Origin of the sequence: Collinsella sp. wc0529 (assembly GCF_046116875.1) — a bacterium.
GTDB lineage: Bacteria > Actinomycetota > Coriobacteriia > Coriobacteriales > Coriobacteriaceae > Collinsella.
Genome location: NZ_JBJXBO010000001.1, coordinates 1,370,353 through 1,393,663, shown reverse-complemented (window position 1 = coordinate 1,393,663; position 23,311 = coordinate 1,370,353). Strand labels below are relative to the sequence as shown.

General features: G+C 59.8%; 20 protein-coding genes and 3 tRNA genes. 11 read left to right on the top strand and 12 right to left on the bottom strand.

All coding sequences use genetic code 11. The features are described from left to right. Positions 1–6 precede the first annotated feature (6 nt). The 3 genes from ACKUTP_RS05880 to ACKUTP_RS05870 all read right to left on the bottom strand — a co-directional run bounded on the left by ACKUTP_RS05880 (position 7) and on the right by ACKUTP_RS05870 (position 3,350). Complete coding sequence (locus tag ACKUTP_RS05880) at positions 7–1,125, bottom strand: glycosyltransferase family 2 protein (RefSeq protein ID WP_409063792.1); 1,119 nt, start codon at positions 1,123–1,125, stop codon at positions 7–9. 74 nt (positions 1,126–1,199) lie between these two features. Next, complete coding sequence (locus ACKUTP_RS05875; RefSeq protein ID WP_409063791.1) at positions 1,200–2,240, bottom strand: glycosyltransferase family 2 protein; 1,041 nt, start codon at positions 2,238–2,240, stop codon at positions 1,200–1,202. Positions 2,241–2,246: 6 nt separating this feature from the next. Continuing rightward, positions 2,247–3,350, bottom strand: coding sequence for a glycosyltransferase (locus ACKUTP_RS05870; protein WP_196032591.1), 1,104 nt, complete (start codon positions 3,348–3,350; stop codon positions 2,247–2,249). 256 nt (positions 3,351–3,606) lie between these two features. On the opposite strand from ACKUTP_RS05870, the gene ACKUTP_RS05865 reads away from it, so the two are divergent. Further along, the gene (locus ACKUTP_RS05865) at positions 3,607–4,626 is read left to right on the top strand and encodes a glycosyltransferase (protein WP_148332354.1); all 1,020 of its coding nucleotides are present in this window, start codon (positions 3,607–3,609) and stop codon (positions 4,624–4,626) included. A 24-nt stretch (positions 4,627–4,650) separates the two neighbouring features. Here the strand turns inward: ACKUTP_RS05865 and ACKUTP_RS05860 are convergent, their stop codons facing one another. The 4 genes from ACKUTP_RS05860 to ACKUTP_RS05845 form a co-directional block, all read right to left on the bottom strand. Then, the gene (locus ACKUTP_RS05860) at positions 4,651–6,447 is read right to left on the bottom strand and encodes an AAA family ATPase (protein WP_161115977.1); all 1,797 of its coding nucleotides are present in this window, start codon (positions 6,445–6,447) and stop codon (positions 4,651–4,653) included. Positions 6,448–6,649: 202 nt separating this feature from the next. Beyond that, complete coding sequence (locus ACKUTP_RS05855) at positions 6,650–8,464, bottom strand: hypothetical protein (protein ID WP_409063790.1); 1,815 nt, start codon at positions 8,462–8,464, stop codon at positions 6,650–6,652. Between the two features lie 128 nt (positions 8,465–8,592). Then, positions 8,593–9,012, bottom strand: coding sequence for an HI0074 family nucleotidyltransferase substrate-binding subunit (locus ACKUTP_RS05850; protein WP_409063789.1), 420 nt, complete (start codon positions 9,010–9,012; stop codon positions 8,593–8,595). Between the two features lie 12 nt (positions 9,013–9,024). After that, complete coding sequence (locus tag ACKUTP_RS05845) at positions 9,025–9,456, bottom strand: Rrf2 family transcriptional regulator (RefSeq protein ID WP_055310594.1); 432 nt, start codon at positions 9,454–9,456, stop codon at positions 9,025–9,027. A 224-nt stretch (positions 9,457–9,680) separates the two neighbouring features. On the opposite strand from ACKUTP_RS05845, the gene sufC reads away from it, so the two are divergent. The 5 genes from sufC to sufU are packed head-to-tail and all read left to right on the top strand — an operon-like array spanning position 9,681 to position 15,035. Next, positions 9,681–10,481 (top strand): Fe-S cluster assembly ATPase SufC, encoded by an 801-nt coding sequence (gene sufC / locus ACKUTP_RS05840; RefSeq protein WP_409063788.1) that lies wholly within the window; start codon positions 9,681–9,683, stop codon positions 10,479–10,481. A 13-nt stretch (positions 10,482–10,494) separates the two neighbouring features. Continuing rightward, entirely contained in the window at positions 10,495–11,907 is a 1,413-nt protein-coding gene (gene sufB, locus ACKUTP_RS05835; protein WP_409063787.1) for a Fe-S cluster assembly protein SufB, read from the top strand. Further along, complete coding sequence (locus ACKUTP_RS05830) at positions 11,907–13,286, top strand: SufB/SufD family protein (protein ID WP_409063786.1); 1,380 nt, start codon at positions 11,907–11,909, stop codon at positions 13,284–13,286. Before sufB ends, ACKUTP_RS05830 begins: the two co-directional genes overlap by 1 nt. Beyond that, on the top strand, positions 13,283–14,608 hold the full coding sequence (locus tag ACKUTP_RS05825; RefSeq protein WP_409063785.1) for an aminotransferase class V-fold PLP-dependent enzyme: 1,326 nt from the start codon (positions 13,283–13,285) through the stop codon (positions 14,606–14,608). Before ACKUTP_RS05830 ends, ACKUTP_RS05825 begins: the two co-directional genes overlap by 4 nt. Continuing rightward, positions 14,601–15,035, top strand: a complete 435-nt coding sequence (sufU, locus tag ACKUTP_RS05820) for a Fe-S cluster assembly sulfur transfer protein SufU (RefSeq protein WP_368135725.1) — start codon at positions 14,601–14,603, stop codon at positions 15,033–15,035. Before ACKUTP_RS05825 ends, sufU begins: the two co-directional genes overlap by 8 nt. A gap of 65 nt (positions 15,036–15,100) precedes the next feature. Here sufU and ACKUTP_RS05815 read toward each other — a convergent pair whose 3' ends face one another. Beyond that, positions 15,101–15,910: a transposase gene (locus ACKUTP_RS05815; protein ID WP_349100094.1), complete on the bottom strand. Its 810-nt coding sequence runs from the start codon at positions 15,908–15,910 to the stop codon at positions 15,101–15,103. 403 nt (positions 15,911–16,313) lie between these two features. Between ACKUTP_RS05815 and ACKUTP_RS05810 the strand changes: the two genes are divergently transcribed. The 3 genes from ACKUTP_RS05810 (at position 16,314) to ACKUTP_RS05800 (ending at position 19,854) form a co-directional block, all read left to right on the top strand. Next, positions 16,314–17,048, top strand: coding sequence for an iron-sulfur cluster assembly scaffold protein (locus ACKUTP_RS05810; protein WP_006235554.1), 735 nt, complete (start codon positions 16,314–16,316; stop codon positions 17,046–17,048). 18 nt (positions 17,049–17,066) lie between these two features. Continuing rightward, positions 17,067–18,071 (top strand): GGGtGRT protein, encoded by a 1,005-nt coding sequence (locus ACKUTP_RS05805; RefSeq protein WP_006235553.1) that lies wholly within the window; start codon positions 17,067–17,069, stop codon positions 18,069–18,071. Between the two features lie 256 nt (positions 18,072–18,327). Beyond that, positions 18,328–19,854 carry an FAD-dependent oxidoreductase gene (locus ACKUTP_RS05800; protein ID WP_409063784.1) on the top strand — a complete coding sequence of 509 codons (1,527 nt, stop codon included), beginning with the start codon at positions 18,328–18,330 and terminating at the stop codon, positions 19,852–19,854. 218 nt (positions 19,855–20,072) lie between these two features. Here the strand turns inward: ACKUTP_RS05800 and ACKUTP_RS05795 are convergent. The 3 genes from ACKUTP_RS05795 to ACKUTP_RS05785 form a co-directional block, all read right to left on the bottom strand. Then, positions 20,073–20,145 (bottom strand) — tRNA-Lys (locus ACKUTP_RS05795). A gap of 43 nt (positions 20,146–20,188) precedes the next feature. Beyond that, a tRNA-Lys gene (locus ACKUTP_RS05790) sits at positions 20,189–20,264 on the bottom strand. A 22-nt stretch (positions 20,265–20,286) separates the two neighbouring features. Further along, positions 20,287–20,363 (bottom strand) — tRNA-His (locus ACKUTP_RS05785). Positions 20,364–20,529: 166 nt separating this feature from the next. On the opposite strand from ACKUTP_RS05785, the gene ACKUTP_RS05780 reads away from it, so the two are divergent. Both ACKUTP_RS05780 and ACKUTP_RS05775 read left to right on the top strand, forming a co-directional pair. After that, a complete protein-coding gene (locus tag ACKUTP_RS05780; protein ID WP_409063783.1) occupies positions 20,530–21,711 on the top strand; it encodes a pyridoxal phosphate-dependent aminotransferase in 1,182 nt (393 codons plus the stop codon). A 141-nt stretch (positions 21,712–21,852) separates the two neighbouring features. Next, on the top strand, positions 21,853–22,743 hold the full coding sequence (locus ACKUTP_RS05775) for an ROK family protein (RefSeq protein WP_349117225.1): 891 nt from the start codon (positions 21,853–21,855) through the stop codon (positions 22,741–22,743). Positions 22,744–22,857: 114 nt separating this feature from the next. Here the strand turns inward: ACKUTP_RS05775 and ACKUTP_RS05770 are convergent, their stop codons facing one another. Beyond that, complete coding sequence (locus ACKUTP_RS05770) at positions 22,858–23,307, bottom strand: VanZ family protein (RefSeq protein ID WP_409063782.1); 450 nt, start codon at positions 23,305–23,307, stop codon at positions 22,858–22,860. Between the last annotated feature and the right edge of the window lie 4 nt (positions 23,308–23,311).

The following is a 23,311-nucleotide window of genomic DNA, read 5'->3' as shown; positions in this document are numbered from 1 at the left end:
TCGCTCCTACTGTGCGGCCGGAACGTCATCGGGGTGCGGGTTGTCGCCGTAGGTGCGCTGATACGTCAGCACGCGCCAGGCCAGCGGCAGGCCGCCAATCTTAAAGTAATGCTTAAACGTATTGAGCTTGCCCGGCTTCTTAAAGTCAAAGCGCGAATCGATATAGGCGCGGGGCGACTTGACCATCAGGCGCAAATCGGTCTCGCCGCGTGGATCAAACAGCGACAGGTCAAAGCGACCGGCATCCCAGTCGGCCTTGAGCTCGGGTGAAGCCTTCTCCCAAAACTGCCCACGCAGCTCATCGACCAGGCGCTCATCATTCCAACGGTACGTATCGACCTTCATGCGCATTAAAATGCCCTGGAGCTGAGCCTTGAGCTCGGGACGCTCGTCCAAAAAGCGCTGCATCTCGGCATATTCGTCGCAAACGCAAAACACCTTGTTGGGCGAATTAACGGAGCTCTTCTCGTTATCTTGGCGATAGCACAAAATGGGGTCCGCAATAAACGCGGCGCGCTCGGCGCAAGCCCAAACCTTAAAGTTAAAGCCTGCGTCCTGATACGAGGCACCCGGCGTGGGAAGGAACCGAATCTGATTGCCGTTGAGGAACTCGCGCCGATAGATAGCCGACCAAATGGAAGGTTTGCGGTAGAAGATGCCCGGGCGATCGACAGGGCGATACGCGGCGCCCGTCATATGCTCGTCGATGATCCCAAACAGCTCACGGCGCTCGCTGGGCGTGGACCAATACAGGTAAAAGTCGCCCTTCACCACATCGGCATGCTCAGCATCGGCCTTGGCGACCAGCTTTTGGAGCGAATCCTCAAACATAAAGTCGTCGGACTCAAGGATGCCCACGTACTCACCGCGCGCCATCTCCAGGCCGCGGTTCATCGAGTCACCGTAGCCGCTGTTGGCTTTGCCAATCATCTTTACACGGGGGTCGCGCTCCACATACTCGCGGATGATATCCGGCGAACTATCGGTAGAACCGTCGTTAATGCAAATGATCTCAATGTCTTTGAGCGTCTGCGCCACGGCGGAATCGAGGCACTCGCGCAGGTAGCGCTCAACATTGCAGATGGGAACAAGCAGCGAAACTTTAGGGGTATCAGAGTTCTGCAAGAGAACCTCCTGTTGAATAGCGTGTAACAGGGTTATTTTAGCAGCCGAGTTGCGGCGGGCGGCAGCGCTTGGAATTACATAAAGCGCTCCAGGCAGGCTTTGAGACCACGAGTCGAAAGATAGAACAGCGTGGCGTCTGCCATCGAAACGCCCGAGGTCGCCGCAACGAGCTTGTGGGCAACACAGCGAACGGCACCCTTAGCAGGCATATCCGCCCACGTCGTTCCCAAAAACGTCGTGAGATCCATATTGACGCGAGCCGCCACGCGATGAAAACCATCGGCATCCAAGCGCGCCAGGTCGAACACAATAAGGTCCAAAAACCAAGTTATCAGCTCGCCGGGGCACAGGTCCAAAAGACCGTAGGCTGCCCAGTCCTCCAAGATCTCCTCGAGCATCCTCATGTGGGCGTCAAGCTTTTTGGCGCGAGCCTCGGCACTGTTGAACTCGTGCGTCGCCGATTCGCTCTCCATCACGTAGTGGTAGAACTTGTCCGGCATGACGACGGTCTTGCGGGCAAGCGCATAAGCCGCAAATTGGAAGACGACGTCCTCGCCCAAAGCCAAACCGGGGGCGAAACGAATGCCTTCGCGATTAAGCAGCTCGCGCGAAAAAGCCGCACGGCAGGCATAGGGCTGCGCATTCGAATGGAACAGCAGTTGGGGATCACGGGCGCCGAAGGTACCAGCTTTGGGGCTCATGAGTTGTTGGACGCGTTTGGGGGCAGCATCGGCAGGTTCACAGACACCGCCAAAAACGGCGGCCTCGGCATCTGCAGACTCCATGGAATGCAGCACGTGCTCGACCGTCCGGGCATCGATGTAATCGTCGGCGTCCACAAAAAAGACGGTCTCGCCTCCGGCGGCATCGATACCGGCATTTCGAGCGCACGAGACACCCGCGTTTTCCTGGTCAATCACCAGCACGCGATCGTCAGACTGCGCGATTTGGCGCAAGATACTCAACGAATCATCAGTTGAACCGTCGTTGACGCAGACAACCTGAATCGAGCGCTCGGACTGGGCCAACAGCGAATCGAGGCATCGCTGAACGGAGCGCGCAGAGTTGTAAACGGGGACGACAATGGTAGCTTTAGGACACGAGGCCTCTCCCATGCCGACCTACCCCCTCAGCGATTCGATGAGGAAGGCAGCAACCACGCCTGGGCCTCCAACCGAAGCGTAATACTTAGCACGCCCCAAGGCACCATCCGTCGCAAAACTCGGATGCTCGTCAACCCAGCCCTCAGGATCTTTGAGAATGGCAGCGAGATTCGCGCGCTTCCACGGCTTGAGGTCGTCAAGCGAAAACTCCCCCGCGTCCAAGGCCGCCTGAAATTCCTTAGCCATCTGAACCAGGAACTCCTTATAGAACTTAGGCGCCAGGCGCACGTAGTTCCACATGTACGAATCGTACTTAATGAGCTGATTGAACATGAGCATGCGCGCGACGTCATCACTTGCGTGGTCGCGGGCATAATCCTCTCGAATCCAACGCTCAATCTCGGCATACTCGGTATTGACGCAAAAGACCTTAGCCGAAGAATTGACCGAGGAATTCTCGTTGTCCTGGCGATACGACAACACGGCATCATGCAGATAAACAGCCTTATCTGCGCACGCGATCACCTTAAAGGCGAATGACGTGTCCTGAAAGGATGCCCCCGGAGTCGGCAGGAACTTAATGCCGTTGCGCTCAAGAAAATCGCGACGGTACACGGCCGACCAAATCGACGGCTTTTGCTTAAAGAACTGTGTCGTATCGCTCGGGTGCACCGGCTTGCCGCAATCCCGAGGTCTAAACATCTCGTGTAGCGAACGGCGCTCCTCGGGCTTAGACCAGTAGAAATCAAAGTTCGCCTTCGCAAAGTCGGCATTATTGGTATCGGCGGCCGAGACAAGCTTTTCGAGTGCGTCGGACGCCATAAAGTCATCGGACTCCAAGATACCAACGTACTTGCCACGCGCCATCTCCAGACCGTGGTTCATCGAGTCGCCGTAGCCGCTGTTGGCTTTGTCAATCATCTTGACGCGCCCATCGCGCTCCATATACTCGCGGATAATCGCCGGCGAGTTGTCGGTCGACCCGTCGTTAATGCAAATGATCTCAATATCCTTGAGCGTCTGCGCCAGGGCGGAATCGAGACACTCGCGCAGGTAGCGCTGAACATTGTAAATGGGAATAAGCAGCGACAGAACAGGGCTGCCAGAGGCGTTAGTAGACAAATGTGCTCCTTAGGAAATACCTGTCGTTTCATGGTATCAAAGGGTCAGCGTGCCAGCGGGCGTTTATATAATCTATGGAGCCTCTTGCGGGCAAAGCAGCCCCACGTCATGCGGCGGGCCCATGGCAGGTTCCTGCGTTTTATTCAAAGCTTGCCGCTAAGGTGCGCCGAGCCTTTACAATAGGACAGTCCCAAGGACGTATTCGATAGCTTCCGTGCAGCGCTCGCCCGCCGCGCGTGAAAGGATATATTGCCCCATGCCTTCAACCCTTCCCGCTCCCATCGATAAGCTCGCCATCGTCGTCGTTACGTACAAGCGCCAGGAACTCCTGGCCAACTTGTTCGACTCTATGACCGAGCTCACGGCAACGCCCTGGCGCATCGTGATTGTCGATAACGAGAATTCGCGCGAGACCGAGGCCATGTGCACCGCATTCAACGAGCGCCTGGCCAACCTGTGGGGCATCGACACCGAGCAGCCCGACGCGCAGGGCGGCACCGACCGTGTCATCTACGCCCCGCAGCTCGAAAACGGCGGCGGTGCGGGCGGCTTCTCCGCCGGCACCAAATGCGCCTACGACCTGGGCGCCCAGTGGTTCTGGGTGATGGACGACGACGTGCTCGTCATCCCCGAAGGCATCGAGCGTCTTGCCAAGTGGACCGACCGCTACGATGTCATCCAGGGTTCGCGCCTGGACTTTGACGGCGGCGCTTTCTTTTGGCAGTACCAGCTCATCCTTTCGCTCGGCATCCCTAACCCCATCGCCAAGTGGGATCTGGGTCCCGAGGGCTACCGCGCCATGAACCAGCTGTGCTTTGAGGGCGGCATGTTCTCGCGCCGCGTGGTCGACAAGATTGGCCTGCCCGACGCGCGTTTCTTTATCTACGGCGACGATGCCTGCTATGGCTACGTGGCCAGCCAGCACTTCCCCGCCGCCGTTGTTGCCGACGTGGTGCTCAAGCGCGCCCGCGCCGTCTCTAACTGGGACATCGCCGGCAAACGACAGCTCAACTCCACGAGCGACACCAACCGCTACTACATCATGCGCAACCGAGGCTTCCTCGCTCGCTATATGCAGATCTACGGTGACTACCACCCCATGCTGTTCCGCTTGGGCAATGCCGCAACCTTCTGCAAGGAATTCATTCGCCTGGCCGCGGTCGACAAATGCTTTAAGACCGGCATTCCGGCGCTGCGCCGCGGCATGAAGGATGCCCGCAAGATCATCAAGGATCCCGACTGGAAGCCCATGCCGCCCATGAAGGATACCGAGTAACGGAAGCCGGAAACATCTCGGCGCTTAAAGCCGCTGGCACACCGTAGCCACATGCTGCCCATCAAAACCGAACCCCCAGCGCATGCGACCCACGCCGGGGCGCGGTACACGGATTTCGTCGATGCCATCGCGCTCTATGTCGAGTAGCGACTGCACGGCCAGCAATTCCAACCCCAGCGCATCCACATCGGGGTCATACATCATATTGATCGTTATAAGCGGGCGCTCGTCCAGCATGCCAATCGTATCGGCTATGTCGAACACAGCGCCCGTAGGAAAAACCTGGATGTCCCAGCGACCCGCGCCACACTTTCGCCTCGAAGCAGGATTGGCATAGCCCGGCAAGCCAAAGCAGAGCCCCTGCAAGAGCAGATGATATGGCAGCGGCTTATCTGGGTCGGTCTCACCGATTCCCGCATCCCCCAGGATGCGGCTTAGCGCCCGCTTCACGGTATCCTCGTTCCCACGGCACAGCCCGTCGCGAAACGCATCGACGTCTCGAATGTCTTCGGCAGCGCACTCAAACCACTCAACAATCACTAGACGCAAGGTCTGGCGAAGCTCTTTATTGGGCAATCGCAAAGCACGGAGGCGATCGCCATGCTCTGGCTCCTCAGTCATATCCGTCGTCAGGAAACCGGACAGATATAGCGCTGTCCACATGCCATCGTCAGGCGAGACATCTGGCTCTGCAGTGCCCAAACAAAGCGGGACCTCAGCGCACCCATGGGCCTCGAGCAAATCGAACAAGACCGAAAGGCGGTCGAGATTCCACCCGGCAACTACCTTACTCAGGCAATCGGCATATCCATACAGATCGGCACGCACGGGCGCCGTGCAGCCTCGGTCCAGAAAACCGATCACACGCGCTGGATTCGAGCAATAGGCCCTGCCAAACCGATACCCCTCGAGCCATTCACGCGCATCATCCAGGTATTCCTCGCGCCCAGCATGATTCAACAGAGCCTGGACCTCGGCATCCGAAAAGCCGAACCAACGGTCACACCACGTCGAAAGCGGCGTCGACAGACAATACGAGCAGCCGCGCGAAGAAAGCGCCGCTTCGGCAGGACCGGGACACTCCCCCATCAGACACGTCAGCCGCAACGAATCGCGCGCAGTGGCAATGGCGTCGAACAGCACGCGATCGAATAGCCCTGCCGGATCGGCGCCGGAAGCGCCCCTTGCGCTCGCACGGCCCAACCACGCCGCGTCGTACCCATCAACGAGCAATACAACTTGCTCATCGCAGGCAATCTCCAGCAACTCAATGAGCACGCCAAGCACCGAGGCGACCTCGTCCTCGCTCGCCGCGCCACGCGCAACACGTTCGATGTGACGCACCTTATCTCGAGCTAAATCCGGGGCCTCCAAGAGCGCCAACAAGCGAGCGCACTCGCCCGAAAGGGCATCGCGCACGACGCCGGCAACAGCGGCGCCACGCCTCGCAGCGCCAGAAAAGTCCAGCGATATCACCGGATAGCAAGCGTACTCATCCCGATAACGTCCGCCGTCCGCATCCCAAATCTGAGCATCGGCAAACGAGCTCCGACCGGCGCGACCGACCGCAGGACGCTCCAGAAAAGCCCTGAGCATCGACAAGTTCATGCTCTTGCCAAAACCCTCGGGTCGACAGCACACCACAACGGACGCGTCGCAGTCCAACATATCGGCAATAAACATGGTCTTGTCAACCAGCATGCAGCAACCAAGGGCCTCCGCATAGTCGTGCATGCCAATGGGCAAAGCCGCATCGTCGGCACAGCCGATCAAACGCACGCCAAAGCCGGCATCACAACCATTATTCGCCTGTTCAGGCACCAAAACGTTCCCCCCTAAATCGCAGCACGACGCCAATTGTAATGACCGCATCGCATGTACCGATGTCACCGCGCAAACATATCGGGCAACGGTAGCAACAAGAGGTGTGAGGGGGCATAACTAATCGTTGCACAACAAAACGGGCCCGATGCATTCGCACCGGACCCTGTCCCAACTCTTTAGTTATCTGGCAACCGAGAGGCTACTCCTCCGAGCCGTCCTCCCCAGAAGCTTTCTTCTGCTGATCGAGCTTATGCTTACCACTCACGATAGACGTAGCGCCCAGTGTGGCCAAGCTCGCGCTGGCAAGGCTCGCCATCACAATCAGATCGCCCGTCTTGGGCATATTGCCGCCCGAGGACTTGGTCGTTGTAGTCGTCGTGGTGGTCACCGTTTTGGAGTCATTTTGCTCCTGGTTCTGGTTGTCGGTGTTGCCCTTGCCGCCGTCCTCGCCCTGCTGCTTTCCGTCCTCGGTCTTGCCCGTATTCTCGTCCTTATCCTCAGATTCAGACTTCTTACCATCGTCCTTCTTCTGAGCGGACTTGTCGTCCTTCTCCTCAGAGCTAGAACCCTTATCGGATTCGGTCTTCTCGGAAGCCTTGTCCTTAGAGTCGCCCTTTGCGGCCTCGGTCTTTTCCGTGGAAACCTGATCAGAGTTGTCCTTGTTCTGGGCCGAGCCGTTATTGACGCCAGCCATCAGCGAAGAACCCAGCGTAGAACCAAGCTGCTCGGAGAAAGAAGGCTTCTTGTCCGGCGAAGCAACGGGAGCGTCCGGCGCCTTATTCGAGTCGTCCTTGGAAGCATCGGAATCAGGGGTTGCGTCAGAGCCGGAGCCGCTGTTAGAGCCGGTGTCAACGGACGAATCGCTCGAGCCGGTAGATGAGTTAGAGGTGTCAGCGTCGATCGAACCAGAAGCGTCGCTATCCGTATTGCCGGCAGAGCTTGAAGACGAATCGCCCGCAGCAGAGCCGTTCGAATCGGAGCCGTTCGAGGTAGAGCCGTCGTTGGTAGTGCCACCAGCAGAGCCATTACCGTCAGCATCGGTCGAGGGCGCATCCATCCTGTCATCGTTGGCATCGTCACTCGAGTCGTCATTCGAATCAGGTGTCGGCGAGGGTGCCGGTGTAGGCTCGGGCTGCACGGGCGTCGCAGCGGCAGCGGCCTCGTCCTCGGCAATATAAACCAAGCAGTCCTTCAGCTCATTCTTATAACGATTCTTCCAGCCCTCATGATACTGGGGCTGACTTGAAAACTTGGTGGCAACATTGTTGACCACGCTATTGGAGAGCGCCGTCACAAACTCGCGGTCGGACATATCGTTGGAAAGATTCGCCCAGCGGAAAAAATCCCTGCAGCCACCGGTGCCGCACATGTTGGTAATGCTCCACACCATGCCCTTGACGCAATCGGCGCGGCCCGAAATATCAATGCCCAGGCCGCTCTTGAGCCACGCCTCGGTCACTGCGTAGTAAGAGTTGTACGCATAGGCGTCCTGAAGTGCCGAGAACTCGACAGGATCGATGTTGTAAGCACCCTGGAAAGCCTCTTGCGCGATACGGCCCAGCTCGGTAAATTGGCCGTTCTCGTACATGGCATTGCTCGCGTTGGAAATCTCGCTGCCGCGATCAATCGCATCTTTGAGCATGCCGTACTTGGCAGAATCGTAGTTGTAAACCTGCTTCATAAACGGAATGAGCGACCAGCGGCGATCAAACTGATAGTAGCCCAGTGCGTTATAGCCGTCACCATACGAAAATCCCTGGTTGTAGTTGCCATGGCTCTCGTACTTGGTAAAGTACTTCATCTCGGGAGTCACGTTGACAAACGAAACACCCTGGACCGACCTCAGCACGCCCGAGAAGGACTGCTGGGTGTAGAGACCCTTATCGATATCGGTGGCATCCGAGGCAACGCCCGGCGTGGGCTCCTCGGCAGCGGCGGGTGCCGGCGCGGAAACGGCGCCAAACGAAAGCGCCAACGTCAGGCCCGCAACAATAGCAGAATGCTTGGGCTGCATAAGATCCTCCCTGCATTGGTGTAGTTAAAGTTCAGTTTGCAAAGATAAAAATCAGTATTGCAGCTCGCCCGTTGTTACACAACAACCCCTCGGTAAACGGCAACAACCCTCCGCGAAATCTTAAGGAATTAAACAAACTGGTCGTCGGGCGCCATCAGAAGCTCGCCGTATCGCTCCATCAGCCCGTCCCTCAACTGACAGAAAGCGGGGATATAGACGTTCAAGATGCGCTGAATCAAATCTTGAGCGAGCTTGTTGTCGTAGATATGGACGTTCGTATTGCGGTCTCTGAGCATGTCTAGCCAGGCCGCCTCATCAATAAAGTCGTAGAATCGGTACGACTCCTTCAAGATGGCACGAGGAGACCCCGACGCGGCAAGCGTGGCGCCCTCATACTCGAGCAGACGCTTAAGGAGCGTAATTGAGAGACCGAAAACCTGCTCATAGATATATGCACATCCGGAGACAACATAGTCGTTATCGAAATCTTGGAATCGAGCTGTCTCTAGAAGTGCCAACCGCAAATCAAAGGCTTCGTACGACTTCACGAAAGCCAGCCCCTACAGCTTAATGTCAAAGTTGATCTCGGGGACGGCGGCCAGGTCGGCCAACGTCACGCCGTCGACGTACTTTTCGATCACGTCGTCCAGGCCGCGCCAGAACTTGACGGTCGAGCACAAATCGCTGCGGGTGCAGCTGTTGTCGATGCCGTCGCACGCCACGGGCGCCGTGCTGCCCTCGACAGCGCGCAGGATGTCGCCAGCACGCACCTCGGCCGGGTCCTTGGCCATCATGTAGCCGCCGCCCTTGCCGCGCACGCTCTTAAGCAAGCCAGCCTTCATAAGCGGACGCACCAGCTGCTCCAAATACTTTTGCGAGATATGCTCGCGGTCGGCAACCTCGCGCAGAGCAATCTTGCCCTCGGCGTCACCGAGCGCCGCGATATAGATCATCAGCCGGAGGGCATAGCGGCCCTTGGAAGAAATGAGCATACCTACCCTCCCATCGCATCTGGGACAACATAACCAGGTTTGTTTGTCCCAAATCTTAAGTAAGTGGGACAAACACAACAGGTTATTTTGTCCCAGAATTTGAAAAGTCGAGTGGATTAGTCGGGTTTTCCCTTGACTAACGCCGAACCCATAGTAACTTTATTCCGAGAAGATTCCTAGGGTTTAGTACACCTATGAGTACACCATATACAGAGAGGGACAGCATGAGCGCAAATCCGCTGCTTTCCATCGAAGGTCTGACCGCCTCCGTGGACGAGAAGACCATCCTCCACAACGTCAACCTTAACGTCGCCGCCGGCGAGACCCACGTGCTGATGGGACCCAACGGCGCCGGCAAGTCCACCCTCGGCCACCTGGTCATGGGCGACCCCGTTTACACGGTCAACGACGGCCGCATCGTCTTTGACGGCCAGGACATCACCGAGCTCACCACCGACAAGCGCTCGCGCGCCGGCCTGTTCCTGAGCTTCCAGGCCCCGGTCGAGATCCCCGGCGTGCCGCTGTCAAGCTTTTTGCGCGCCAGCATCGCCGGCCGCCCTGGCCTGGAGATGAAGGGCAAGGAATTCCGCCGTCGCGTGAAGGAGCTCGCGGCCGAGCTCAACATGGATACCGCCTACCTCAACCGCGAGCTGGGCGTAGGTTTCTCGGGCGGCGAGAAAAAGAAGGTCGAAATGCTCCAACTTCTGCTGCTGCAGCCCAAACTCGCCATCCTGGACGAAACCGACTCCGGCCTGGACGTCGACGCCCTGTCCACCGTCAGCCACGGCATGGACGCGTACCGCAAGAGCTGCGACGGCTCCATGCTCATCATCACGCACAACACACGCATCTTGGAGCACCTGAATGTCGACCGCGTCCACGTTATGGTCAAGGGCCACATCGTGCGCGAGGACGACGCTTCGCTGATCCCCTGGATCGATAAGAACGGTTTTGAGACCTTCGAGCGCGAGGCCGCCGAGCAGCGCGCCCAGGCCGAGGCCGCCGCTGCCGAGCAGCAGGCGTAAAGGGGCGACGCAGATGACCAAGAACCGCACCGAGGTCGCGGACATCGACCGCAGCCTCTACGACTTCACCTATGGCGAGGAGGGATTTGAGCGCCTCGACGCCGGCATCACGCCCGATATCGTGCGCGAGATCAGCGCCAAGAAGGACGAGCCGCAGTGGATGCTCGACCTGCGCCTCAAGTCCCTCGAGATCTTCAACCGCTTCCCGGATCCGACGTGGGGCCCCTCCATCGAGGGCCTGGACATGGACAACATCGTCACCTACGTCAAGCCCAACACCGATCAAAAGCACGACTGGGAGTCGGTGCCCGACGACATCAAGAACACCTTTGAGCGCCTGGGCATCCCCGAGGCCGAGCGTAGCTACCTGGCAGGCGTCGGCGCGCAGTACGACTCCGAGCTCGTCTACCACAACATGCAGGACACGGCGTCCAAGATGGGCATCGTCTACTCCGGTATTGAGGAAGCCCTGCACGATCCGCAGTGGGAACCGCTCATCCACGAGAAGTTTATGACGCTCATCCCGCCCACCGACCACAAATTTGCGGCCCTGCACGGCGCCGTATGGTCGGGCGGCTCGTTTGTCTACGTGCCCAAGGGCACCAAGCTCGATTTCCCGCTGCAGAGCTACTTCCGCCTTAACGCCAAGGGCGCCGGCCAGTTTGAGCACACGCTCATCATCGTCGAGGACGATGCCGACCTGCACTTCATTGAGGGTTGCTCCGCGCCCAAGTACAACGTGGCCAACCTCCACGCCGGCGCCGTCGAGCTCTTTGTGGGCAAGCGTGCGCACCTGCGCTACTCGACCATCGAGAACTGGTCCAAGAACATGTACAACCTCAACACCAAGCGTGCGCGCGTGGACGAGGACGGCGACATCGAGTGGATCAGCGGCTCCTTCGGCAGCCACGTGGGCTACCTCTACCCCATGAGCGTGCTCAACGGCCGTCACGCCCGCTCGAGCTTTACCGGCATCACCTTTGCCGGCGCCGGGCAGAACCTCGACACCGGCTGCAAGGTCGTGCTCAACGCGCCCGAGACCTCGGCAACCGTCGAAACCAAGGGCATCTCCAAGAGCGGCGGCATCCAGACCTTCCGCAGCTCTATCGTGGCGACACCCAAGGCCGAGGGCTCCAAGGCAACCGTGAGCTGCCAGTCGCTGATGCTCGACGACCAAAGCCGCTCCGACACTATTCCGGCCATGGACATCCGCGCCAAGAACGTCGACATCGGCCACGAGGCCACCATCGGCCGCATCGGCGACGATAAGGTGTTCTACCTGATGAGCCGCGGTATCTCGGAGGAAGAAGCCCGTACCATGATCGTCAACGGCTTTGCCAACCCGGTCTCCAAGGAGCTGCCGCTGGAGTACGCCGTCGAGATGAACAACCTGATCAAGCTCGAGATGGAAGGAGCGATCGGATAATGAAAGAGACCATGAACACGCCGAACGCATTTACGTCATCCGAGCTTCTGCAGTGCGACGTATCGGGAGCGACGAGCCCGACGACGCGTACTAAAGGTACGCGAGGAGGGTCGGAGCCCCGAGACGGCGTGCTGCAGGAGATCGGGGGCGTCAATGCGATGCCGGCCGCCACATGGGGCTGGCTGAAGATGAATCAGACCAAGCTCGAGCTCTCTGACGAGCTTGCCGCCGCTCCCGCCGAGACCGTTGAGGTCGAGGGCTTGGACGAGCAGTTTACTGGCGTGGTAGACGCATTCGACGCCGCCATGGACGCCATGGCCGAGCGCTTCCCCGAGCGCCGCGCCTCCGCCCCGGGTGATGCCGCCGACCGCGCCCGCGTCACGCCCGAAACCGAGCTCGACGTGCCCGCCACCTCCATCTACCAGGCCGGTGCCATTAAGCTGGAGGAGGAGCTCTCCCCCGCTGAGGCCTTCGAGACTGGCATGGGCGAGGCTGCCTACACCTACCTGGCCGACCACGCCACTAAGCGCGTCGTCATCGATGTGCCCACATACCAGCACGCCACGGTTACCGTGCGTGTGAGCGGTGTCGATGCCGCCGCGGCCATCGCCGCCATCGACGTCATCGCCCGTCCCCAGTCGACGCTCAATCTGCATATTGCCCTAGACTCCCCCGTTACCGGCGAGGGTGTCGTGGGCTCCGTGCTACGCGTGTGCGCCCACGAGTACGCCACCGTCAACGTGACCTGCACGCAGACGCTCGACGATAGCTGGATCGCGCTCGACGACACCGGCCTGTTCCTGGACGAGGGCGCGCGCGTCAACGTGCAACACACCGTCCTGGGTGCCGGCGCCAGCGCCACCGGCCTTGCCGGCGACCTACTGGGCGATACCGCCAAGGTCACCATCGATACTGACTACCTGGGCGCCCGCGAGCAGGTGCGCGACTTTAACTACGAGCTGCGCCACCGCGGTCGCAAGACCGAGTGCGAGATCGACGCCAACGGCGTACTGACCGGCACGTCCAAGAAGGTCTACCGCGGCACCATCGACCTCGTGCACGGCTGCAAGGGTGCCGTCGGCACCGAGCGCGAAACCGTGCTGTTGGCCAACAAGGGCGTCGACAACAAGACCGTCCCCGTCATTCTCTGCGACGAGGACGACGTTGCCGGCAACCACGGCGCCACCATCGGTCACGTCCGCGACGAGCAACTGTTCTACCTCGCCTGCCGAGGCCTTGACCAAAACGCCGCCGAGGACCTGTTCATCCGCGCCAAGCTGGAGGACGCCGCGCTTTCCGCCACCGACGAGCGCACCCGCGCCGCCGTCGTCCGCCTGGGCAACAACCTGATCGACAACTTTGAAGAGGAGCTCGCATGATCGACACCGAGCACGTTAAATGCGACACCTGTACTGCCCCCGAGCCCATGGAGCTCGACGCCAGCGACGAGGCTTCGCGCGGCTGGCCTACCGTCGACATCGAGACCAATCCCTACAAGGCACAGTTCCCGCTGTTCCAGCAGCACCCCGAGATCGCCTTCCTCGATAGCGCCGCCACCGCGCAGCGCCCTGCCTGTGTGCTCGACGCCGAACGCGACTTCTACCAGCGCATGAACGCCAACCCGCTGCGCGGCCTGTACTCGCTGTCCGTCGAGGCAACCGAGGCCATCGCGAAGGTGCGCCAGCAGATCGCCGACCTCATCGGCGCTCCCCAGGCCAACGAGGTCGTCTTCACCCGCAACACAAGCGAGTCGCTCAACCTGGTCGCCAAGAGCTTTGCGCCTACGGTGCTCGAGCCCGGTGACGAGGTCGTCATTACCATCATGGAGCACCACTCCAACCTAATCCCGTGGCAGCAGGTCTGCCGCGAGACCGGCGCCAAGCTCGTCTACCTCTACCCCACCAAGACCGGCCAGCTCACGACCGAGGAGGTTCTTGCCAAGGTTGGTCCCAAAACCAAGATTCTGGCCGTGGGTCAGGTCTCTAACGTGCTGGGCGTCGAGAACCCGGTCAAGAACCTCGGCAAGCTCGTGCACAAGTACGGCGGCTACCTGGTCGTCGACGGTGCGCAGTCGCTGCCGCACATGCCGGTCGATGTGGCCGACCTGGGCGCCGACTTCTTTGCCTTTAGCGCGCACAAGGCCATGGGCCCCATGGGCATCGGCGTGCTGTGGGGAAAGATGGACCTGCTCAACGCCATGCCGCCCATGCTCACCGGCGGCGAAATGATCGATTCGGTCACCGAGCAGGACGCCGTCTGGGCGCCCGTCCCCGAGAAGTTCGAGGCCGGCACGCAGGACGCCGCCGGCATCTTCGCCACGGGTGCGGCACTCGACTACCTGGTCAACACCGTGGGTTACGAGAACATCCAGGCCCGCGAGCAGGCACTCGTCCACTACCTGATGGGCGAACTCATGCAGCTCGACTTTGTCCAGATCATCGGCTCCATCTACTGGGACAACCATCACGGCGTCGTCAGCTTTAACGTCAAGGGTATCCACCCGCACGACGTCGCGAGCATCATGGACATGGACGGCGTGTGCATCCGCGCCGGTCACCACTGCGCGCAGCCGCTGCTTACCTGGCTGGGCGTCGAGAACCTCGCCTGCTGCCGCGCCAGCGTGGCCTTCTACAACGACAAGGCCGACATCGATAAGTTCATCGCCGGCCTGCATCACGTTTGGAGCACGTTCAATGGGTAATCTGTACACCTCCACCACATTTATGGAGCACAACTCGCACCCCGACTATAAATACGAGATGGATGCTCCCACGCACGAGCACGACGGCATCAACCCCAGCTGCGGCGACGAGCTCACCTTGCAGCTGCGCGTCGAGAACGGCGTGATCGAGGAGGCCTCCTTTACCGGCCACGGCTGCGCCATCAGCCAGGCCAGCGCCGACATCATGGCCGACCTCATCACCGGCGAGACCGTCGAGGAAGCTCACCGCCTGGCAGAGCTCTTCCTCGCCATGATCCGCGGCGAGCAGCTCTCCGAGGAAGACCTGGAAGACCTGGACGAAGCCGCCCAGCTCCAGGACATCTCGCACATGCCCGCCCGCGTCAAATGCGCCGAGCTCGCCTGGCGCACCCTCGACGGCATGCTCGAGGGGCGAAATAATCAGTAGTACTTGTCCCAAATCTTAAGATTTTTGTTGGCCGAATCGCTTGACAAGAGTGGTTCGGCCATTTTCTATTCCGAGAGCTCAGTCTGTGCCTTCACCCGCGCATAAGCGCGCACGATACGAGAGACGGTACTTTTGCCAATCCCGGTATACCGCTCAATCTGGCGCACCGTAAAACCGGCATCGTGCAATCCAAAAATAACGGTATCGCGCTGCGCAGGCGGTGCGTCTTTAACCCCATGGAGCGGAGCCCCGAGGCTTTTCGCCAACTTGTCGGCAAAGGCGTGGCGTTCCCACTCTGTCTCTTTCATATCGCGCAGCGCCGGTTCGCCGCCGTCGGGCGTCGAAAGCGAATAGGCAATAAAGCCCTCGGCAGAACCAAAAAGCTCAAGCACGCAAGAAGGATCAGAAAATCCCCTCGCGACATCGGCCGCGTCACCGTCGTAAGCGCACAAATGCTCCGGAAAGCTGCTCCAGGGATAACGCTCAATGAGACTGATGCCCGCCTCCTGCGGATCGGCGTGAACGGAGCGAATAGCCTCCATCACCTGCCAGTCGGTATCGAGCGAGCGCCGGTCAAAACGGTTCTGGAACAGATGCCCTGTGCGCCCCGTGCGTTTATTGAACCGCCGCGCGTACGTCAAAAGCAGCCGGTGCATCGCCGCGCTCATCGCGTCCTCGTAATCTGCAAGCACCAGACGCACGTGATTGCCCATAAGGCACCAGGCGATAACCGTCACGCCCGCCTTGCGGCAGCACTCACGCATCAGCTCCAAGAACTCCCACCGGTCTTCATCGCCCTCAAAGATGAGCTGCTTGCCCGTACCGCGGGCACAGACATGGTAAAAGCCGGTAACCGTTCTCCAAACGCGCTGCATGGCGCTCCCTTCGCCGGGATCTGCTTGCCATCCAATACAGCACGATTGAAGCGTGCCATCAAAACATTCACGCAAAACAATACACTCGCGCGGCCAAAGGCAGTAATCAGGCGGCGAACGGCACCGTTGCAACAGGTCAACCCCCGCAATGCTTACAAGAGCTGACCAATAGCTTGCCCAAGACGGACCCCCTCTACGGAAGTTCGCGACCACAGAACATAGAGTTAAACCGTTTCAATTAAAACTTCCGGACTTCTCGCTACGAAAACTGAGCCGTTCGCCGAATATTCCGTGCATTTCGCGGTATTATAAGGGCTGCATGTCATGTCCCTTTCGAAGGGTCGCCCGGCAATCGCCAGCCACGGCCCCCAGACGGGACGCCAACACGATAGAGAGGAGAGGCATGCAGTACTCACAGGAAGTGGAGAACATGTGCCCCGTTGCCAAGGGTGCATACCACGGCCCCGCACCCATCCCCGAGGAGGGCAAGTGGGTCCAGGCTAAGGAGATTTCCGACATCTCCGGTCTTACGCACGGTGTGGGTTGGTGCGCACCTCAGCAAGGCGCCTGCAAGCTCACGCTGAACGTCAAGGACGGCATCATCGAGGAGGCCCTCGTTGAGACCATCGGCTGCTCGGGCATGACCCACTCTGCCGCCATGGCTTCCGAGATCCTTCCCGGTAAGACCATCCTCGAGGCCCTCAACACCGACCTTGTCTGCGACGCCATCAACGTTGCTATGCGCGAGATCTTCCTGCAGATCGTTTACGGCCGCAGCCAGACCGCGTTCTCCGAGGGCGGCCTGCCCGTGGGCGCCTCCCTCGACGACCTCGGCAAGGGCCTTCGCTCTCAGGTCGGCACCATGTTCGGCACCAAGGCCAAGGGCGCTCGTTACCTCGAGCTCGCTCAGGGCTACGTCACCCGCATGGCTCTCAACGACAAGAACGAGATCATCGCGTTCGAGTTCCTGAACCTCGGCAAGTTCACCGACGCTGTCAAGGCCGGCAAGACCCCCGAGGAGGCCATCGCTGGCGCTATGGGCCACTATGGTCAGTGGGAGAACGCTGCCAAGTACATCGACCCGCGCACCGACGAGGAGACTCACTCCGTCGCCAGCGTGTTCCCGGTTCACGAGTAGAAAGGGAGGGAAATAACTATGACTGTTACGTTCGAAGGTTACGAGCGCCGCGCTGACAAGATCAACAAGTGCCTCGCCGACAACGGCATCGCCTCCCTCGAGGAAGCTCTGCAGATCTGCACCGACAAGGGCTTCAACCCGCGTGAGATCGTCAACAACACCCAGTCCATCGCCTTCCAGAACGCCGAGTGGGCCTACACCCTCGGTTGCGCTCTCGCTGTCAAGCGTGGCGCCAAGTCCGCTTCTGAGGCTGCCGCCATCATCGGCGAGGGCATCCAGGCCTTCACCGTTCCCGGCTCCGTCGCCGAGGACCGCAAGGTCGGTCTGGGCCACGGCAACCTGGGCGCTATGCTGCTCTCCGACGACACCGAGTGCTTCGCCTTCCTGGCCGGTCACGAGTCCTTCGCTGCCGCTGAGGGTGCTATCGGCCTGGCTCTGAACGCCAACAAGGCTCGCAAGAAGCCGCTGCGCGTCATCCTCAACGGTCTGGGCAAGGACGCTGCTCAGATCATCGCCCGCATCAACGGCTTCACCTACGTGAAGACCCAGTTCGACTACTTCACGGGCGAGCTCAAGGTCGTCGAGACCATCCCCTACTCCGATGGTCCCCGCGCCGCCGTCAACTGCTACGGCGCCGACGACGTCCGCGAGGGCGTTGCCATCATGTGGCACGAGAACGTCGACATCTCGATCACCGGCAACTCCACCAACCCGACGCGCTTCCAGCACCCCGTCGCTGGCACCTACAAGAAGGAGCGCCTCGAGGCTGGCAAGAAGTACTTCTCCGTCGCTTCTGGTGGCGGCACTGGCCGTACCCTGCACCCGGACAACATGGGCGCCGGCCCTGCCTCTTACGGCATGACCGACACCATGGGCCGTATGCACTCCGACGCCCAGTTCGCCGGTTCTTCCTCCGTGCCTGCGCACGTCGACATGATGGGTCTCATCGGCATGGGTAACAACCCCATGGTCGGTGCCACCGTCGCCTGCGCTGTCGCCGTCGAGGAGGCCCTCAAGGCCTAATCGCGCTTGCGCGATGCTCATATAGTTGAGCTTTGGAGCCGCTATCCACCCGGGTAGCGGCTCTTTTTGTTTGCGCTGTCGCAGGGTAGCTAATGCCGATATATCAGTTGGGGCGAAATACAAGATGTGATGAGATGGAGCGTCAGAGCGCCCATGACGCCCACCTGCCATATTTGCCCTTTACCGATTTGCCGGGTCTTTGCGGCCCCATTGCCGATCACCCGTGCGACAATGCGCCGGACGAGAAAGGAATCCGATGGAATCGACTGATGTACTGGTAATTGGATCTGGCATTGCGGGCCTTTGCGCCGCCATCGAAGCGGCACGCACGGGCGCAACCGTCACCGTGGCAAGCGCCGGCAAGACTATGAGTGGATCGAGCTTCTTCCCCGGAACCTGGGGCCTGGGGCTTATCGGACCCGTTAACGAAGACGACGAACAAGACCTCATCGACACCATCCTGGCCGTCGGCGGCGGCGTTGCCGACCCCGAACTCGTCCAAACGTTCGTCCACGGCATTCCCCAAGCGATTGACTGGCTCGAGCAAGACCTGGGCGTTGAGCTCCAGCGTCCGCAAAGCGCCAAGAGTGCTCAACAAAAGCAATTTATCCCCTGCTTTGACCACAAGACGCGCATGTGGCGCGGCCTCACCCGCAAGCCCCTTGAGGACGCTCTGACGACCTGGATCGAGTCGCTCGGCATTCGCCTGCTCCCCCGCCATGAGCTTATCGACCTTGTTGAGGACACGAACGGCAGGATCACCGGAACCATGCTCTACGACCTTACCGAAAATCGAATCATGCCCTTTGCTGCCAAGGCTACGATCATCGCAGCCGGTGGCACAGGCGGCCTGTTCGAGCGCAGCCTTACGTCGGCTGATGTGCTCAGCTCCTCGCAGGCCATCGCACTGGCGCACGGCGCATCGCTTACTAATATAGAGTTCATGCAGATGATGCCCGGCTTCATCGAGCCCAAGCGCAACCTGGTCTTCAACGAGAAAACCTGGCGCTACGTACATGTAGACCAGCCGGTAGATATTGCCGACGACAAGCTGGACGACCTGCTCGAGCAGCGCTCTGGATATGGTCCCTTCACGTCACGCTTGGCCTCCCGCGCCATCGATCTCGTCATCGATCAGGCAGGTGCCGAAGGCCTGGCGCTCCGCTACGACTTCCCCCGCGAGGATGTCCCAGAGTTTGTGCAGACCTTTGCCACCTGGCTGCAAGACGAGCACGGCATCGCGCCGACCGACGAGATGCGCGTTGCGATGTATGCCCACGCCGCTAACGGCGGCATCAAGATCGATAAGACCGCGCACACGGGCGTTGAGGGCCTCTACGCTTGCGGCGAGGCGACAGGCGGCATGCACGGCGCCGACCGCATTGGTGGCTTGTCAAGCGCCAACGGCATCGTGTTCGGACGTATCGCGGGCGCATCGGCAGCCCTCACAGCGCAGAAAGAGCCTGAGGCGGCCCTGAAGGCGGATATCACCCTCCCCCAGTACGGCATTGCCACAACAGATGCCGAACGCCTGACACACAGCCTTAGGCACACGATGAGCACCTTTTGCATGATCAACAGGACCGAAACAGGCCTATCCGAGGCCCTGCAACAGCTTGAAAGTCTGCAAGACGAAGCCACGGCTCTAAATAAGCCACATGCCAACGACAGCGAGATCGCAGCCCTCGCCCGCCTGCAGTCGCAGATTCAGCTGGCGATGGAGATGGTCAAAGCCATGCGCAAGCGAACCGAAAGCTTAGGTTCGCACTATCGAGCAGACTGAATCGATTCTCACTTTGAGTTTGATCACAACTTCTCAACATGCGTCGAGTCCCGTAAGCAAGATTCCCCTAAGGAGAACGCGTCTACGGGGCTTTAGCCGTGTTTCCCTAAGGGAATCACGGTGCAGATTACTCAGCTCCGCGCCCTTTCGGGTTCGACCCCATGCGAGGTCAACAAAAAAGCGACCAGCCTGAGCCAGTCGCTTTAACAATCTTTGGGTGGGCCGTCAGGGGGTCGAACCCTGGACCTTGGGATTAAGAGTCCCCTGCTCTACCAACTGAGCTAACGACCCAAAGCTAAAGTCCATTATGGCGGACTTTAGAGGAGATATCGTGTGGTGGGCCGTCAGGGGGTCGAACCCTGGACCTTGGGATTAAGAGTCCCCTGCTCTACCAACTGAGCTAACGACCCGATATCAACACGAAGCAAGAACTGGGGTGGGTAAAGGGACTCGAACCCTCGACCTACGGGACCACAACCCGTCGCTCTAGCCAACTGAGCTACACCCACCGTGTCCTGTGCGCTTCGCGCTCGACTATTATTGCAAGGAACGCCACGCGATGCAAGCCCCAATTTTCAAGAATTTTGAAAAGAGTTTTTCGAGACCATTTCGAGCAAATCCCACCGGTTTCATAGGAGTAAACTTGCCCCACTGCAAATGCTCGAAAGGACCGGCATGAAAGAACTATCCAACCGCACGGCAACGTTTACCGATTCGGTCATCCGCCGCATGACACGCATCTCCAATAAGTATGGCGCCGTCAATCTCTCGCAGGGCTTCCCCGACTTCGATCCCCCGGCGCAGCTGCTCAACAGCCTCAGCGCCATCGCCAGCGACCCCAAGCCGCTCTATCACCAGTACTCCATCACCTGGGGCTCCCAGGCCATGCGTGAGGCGCTTGCCGCCAAGCAGGAGCACTTTATGGGCATGCCGGTGAACCCCAACGAGAATATCGTAGTCACCTGCGGCTCCACCGAGGCCATGATGGCCGCCATGATGACGGTCACGAACCCCGGCGACAAGGTCGTCATCTTCTCGCCATTCTACGAGAACTACGGCGCCGACACGATCCTTTCGGGCGCCGAGCCCATCTACGTGCCGCTCAACCCGCCCACATTCGACTTTGACCGTGAGGTGCTCGAGGCGGCCTTCCGCGACAACGACCCCAAGGCCATCGTCCTGTGCAACCCTTCCAACCCCTGCGGCAAGGTCTTTACGCGCGAGGAGCTCACCTTTATCGCCGACCTCTGCAAAAAGTACGACGCCTACTGCATCACCGACGAGGTATACGAGCACATCGTCTACGCGCCCCACGAGCACGTCTATATGGCCACGCTGCCCGGCATGTTCGAACGAACCATCAGTTGCAGCTCGCTGTCCAAGACGTACTCCATCACCGGCTGGCGCCTGGGCTACACCATCGCCCCTGCCGAGATCACCGAGCGCATCAAGAAGGTCCACGACTTCCTCACCGTGGGTGCCGCCGCTCCCCTGCAGGAAGCCGTCGTCACCGCCCTCAACTTCAACGACAGCTATTACGATGAGGTCCTTGACCTCTATACCGCCAAACGCGACCTGTTCTGCCAGGGACTCGACAGCATCGGTCTTGAGCATAACGTGCCGCAGGGCGCCTATTACGTGATGATGGATATCTCGGAGTTTGGCTATGACAGCGACCTCGAATTCTGCGAGGACCTCGCGTCTAAAGTGGGTGTGGGCGCCGTGCCCGGCTCGAGCTTCTTCCGCGAGCCCGTCAACCATCTGATCCGCTTCCACTTTGCCAAGCGAGACGAAACGCTCAACGCCGCGCTGGAGAACCTCAAGTCGCTACGTGATAAAATCAAGCCGCGCGGGTAAGGACGGCCCGGCAACTAAAGCAACCAAAGAAGCCCCTCATCGCCCGCCGCGTTGAAGGGCTTCTTTTTATAGCGCTTTCTTAACTTGTTTAGAGCGCTATACTTTAGTCACGGAGCAACTCGTCCAAAAGGGAGGAATACCATGGCAGAACAACAGCTTATCGGAGCGCTCGAGGCCGGCGGCACCAAGATGGTGTGCGCCACGGGCTATGCGGACGGTACGGTCCTGGAGCGCGAGCAGATCGCGACCACGACCCCGCAGGAGACCGTCGAGGCCGTCAACGCATGGTTTGCAGACAAGGGCATCGCCGCCCTGGGCATCGGCGCCTTTGGCCCCACCGCGGTCAACCCTGCCTCGCCCCAGTACGGCAAGATCTTGGAGACGCCCAAGACCGCATGGCGTTACTTTGACCTGCTGGGCACCATCCAAAACGAGCTCAAGGTCCCCTGCGGCTACGACACCGACGTCAACGTCGCCTGCCTGGGCGAGGTCACCTTTGGTTGCGCCCAGGGCCTCACTGATGTGGTCTACCTGACCATCGGCACCGGCGTGGGCGCCGGTGTGCTCTCGGGCGGCCAGCTCGTGCACGGCATGATGCATCCCGAGGCTGGCCACATCCTGGTCACGCGCGACCCGCGCGACACCATCGGCGAGCATAGCGCCTGCCCCTTCCACGACAACTGCCTCGAGGGCCTCATCGCCGGCCCCGGCGTCAAAAAGCGCTGGGATGGCAAGAGCGCCGGAGACATGGCCGATGACCCGGAGGCCATGGACCTGCTCGCCGGCTATCTGGCACAGGCACTCATGACCTACACGCTGTGCTACGCGCCGCAAAAGATCATCATCGGTGGCGGCGTGGCCGACCACACCCCCATCGTGCCGCTCGCACGCAAAAAGTGTGCCGAAATGCTCAACGGCTATATCGTCACGCCCGAGGTCAACGACATCGATAACTACATCGTCAACAACAGCCTCGAGGGCAAGCAGGGCATTATGGGCTGCCTGGCCCTGGGCGCACAGGCGCTTCAGTAACAGACGCACCCACGGGGCGTGGCGCGCCCAGCAAATCCGACCAATGGAACGACGCCACCACGCCTCATATAAGCCCTCAAATAAAAAAGGCCGCCTAGGACCAAACAATACGTCCTAGGCGGCCTTTTTGGCGCACATCAGCGACCGTAAGAGATATCGGAGCACAACGCCCGTTGCCGCTCCACAGCAGTCGATCATCACATCGGTGATCATGCCGGCGCGTCCCGGCACAAAGAGCTGAATCGTCTCGTCGATCGAGGGAATCAGCAGCAGGAACACCGCCGTGGGCAGCAGCACGTCAAAGGTGTGCCGTCCCTCAAAATCAAAGGCGTGCGTTGCCAGGATGCCGAGCACCATATACTCGGTAAAATGCGCGCACTTGCGAACAACAAAGTTGGTCACCCATTCATATGGAAGTCCCACGCCGTGCAGGAAACCGCGGATAGCTTCCATGACCGTTAGGCTCAGCGAGCCCGACCCCGAGCCGGGAACCAGCGAATTGCCCCAGATCAAGAGCGCCATCAGGCAGGTTACAACCGCCCATTTTCGATTGATCTTAACCATGCAG

Bases quoted from the DNA above. Each gene is read 5' to 3' on its own strand.
- sufU (WP_368135725.1), top strand. From the start codon at position 14,601: ATGGGTAATCTGTACACCTCCACCACATTTATGGAGCACAACTCGCAC.
- sufC (WP_409063788.1), top strand. From the start codon at position 9,681: ATGAGCGCAAATCCGCTGCTTTCCATCGAAGGTCTGACCGCCTCCGTG.
- ACKUTP_RS05865 (WP_148332354.1), top strand. From the start codon at position 3,607: ATGCCTTCAACCCTTCCCGCTCCCATCGATAAGCTCGCCATCGTCGTC.
- ACKUTP_RS05775 (WP_349117225.1), top strand. From the start codon at position 21,853: ATGGCAGAACAACAGCTTATCGGAGCGCTCGAGGCCGGCGGCACCAAG.
- ACKUTP_RS05855 (WP_409063790.1), bottom strand. From the start codon at position 8,464: ATGCAGCCCAAGCATTCTGCTATTGTTGCGGGCCTGACGTTGGCGCTT.
- ACKUTP_RS05810 (WP_006235554.1), top strand. From the start codon at position 16,314: ATGCAGTACTCACAGGAAGTGGAGAACATGTGCCCCGTTGCCAAGGGT.
- ACKUTP_RS05805 (WP_006235553.1), top strand. From the start codon at position 17,067: ATGACTGTTACGTTCGAAGGTTACGAGCGCCGCGCTGACAAGATCAAC.
- ACKUTP_RS05815 (WP_349100094.1), bottom strand. From the start codon at position 15,910: ATGCAGCGCGTTTGGAGAACGGTTACCGGCTTTTACCATGTCTGTGCC.
- ACKUTP_RS05800 (WP_409063784.1), top strand. From the start codon at position 18,328: ATGGAATCGACTGATGTACTGGTAATTGGATCTGGCATTGCGGGCCTT.
- sufB (WP_409063787.1), top strand. From the start codon at position 10,495: ATGACCAAGAACCGCACCGAGGTCGCGGACATCGACCGCAGCCTCTAC.
- ACKUTP_RS05825 (WP_409063785.1), top strand. From the start codon at position 13,283: ATGATCGACACCGAGCACGTTAAATGCGACACCTGTACTGCCCCCGAG.
- ACKUTP_RS05875 (WP_409063791.1), bottom strand. From the start codon at position 2,240: ATGGGAGAGGCCTCGTGTCCTAAAGCTACCATTGTCGTCCCCGTTTAC.
- ACKUTP_RS05845 (WP_055310594.1), bottom strand. From the start codon at position 9,456: ATGCTCATTTCTTCCAAGGGCCGCTATGCCCTCCGGCTGATGATCTAT.
- ACKUTP_RS05780 (WP_409063783.1), top strand. From the start codon at position 20,530: ATGAAAGAACTATCCAACCGCACGGCAACGTTTACCGATTCGGTCATC.
- ACKUTP_RS05770 (WP_409063782.1), bottom strand. From the start codon at position 23,307: ATGGTTAAGATCAATCGAAAATGGGCGGTTGTAACCTGCCTGATGGCG.
- ACKUTP_RS05830 (WP_409063786.1), top strand. From the start codon at position 11,907: ATGAAAGAGACCATGAACACGCCGAACGCATTTACGTCATCCGAGCTT.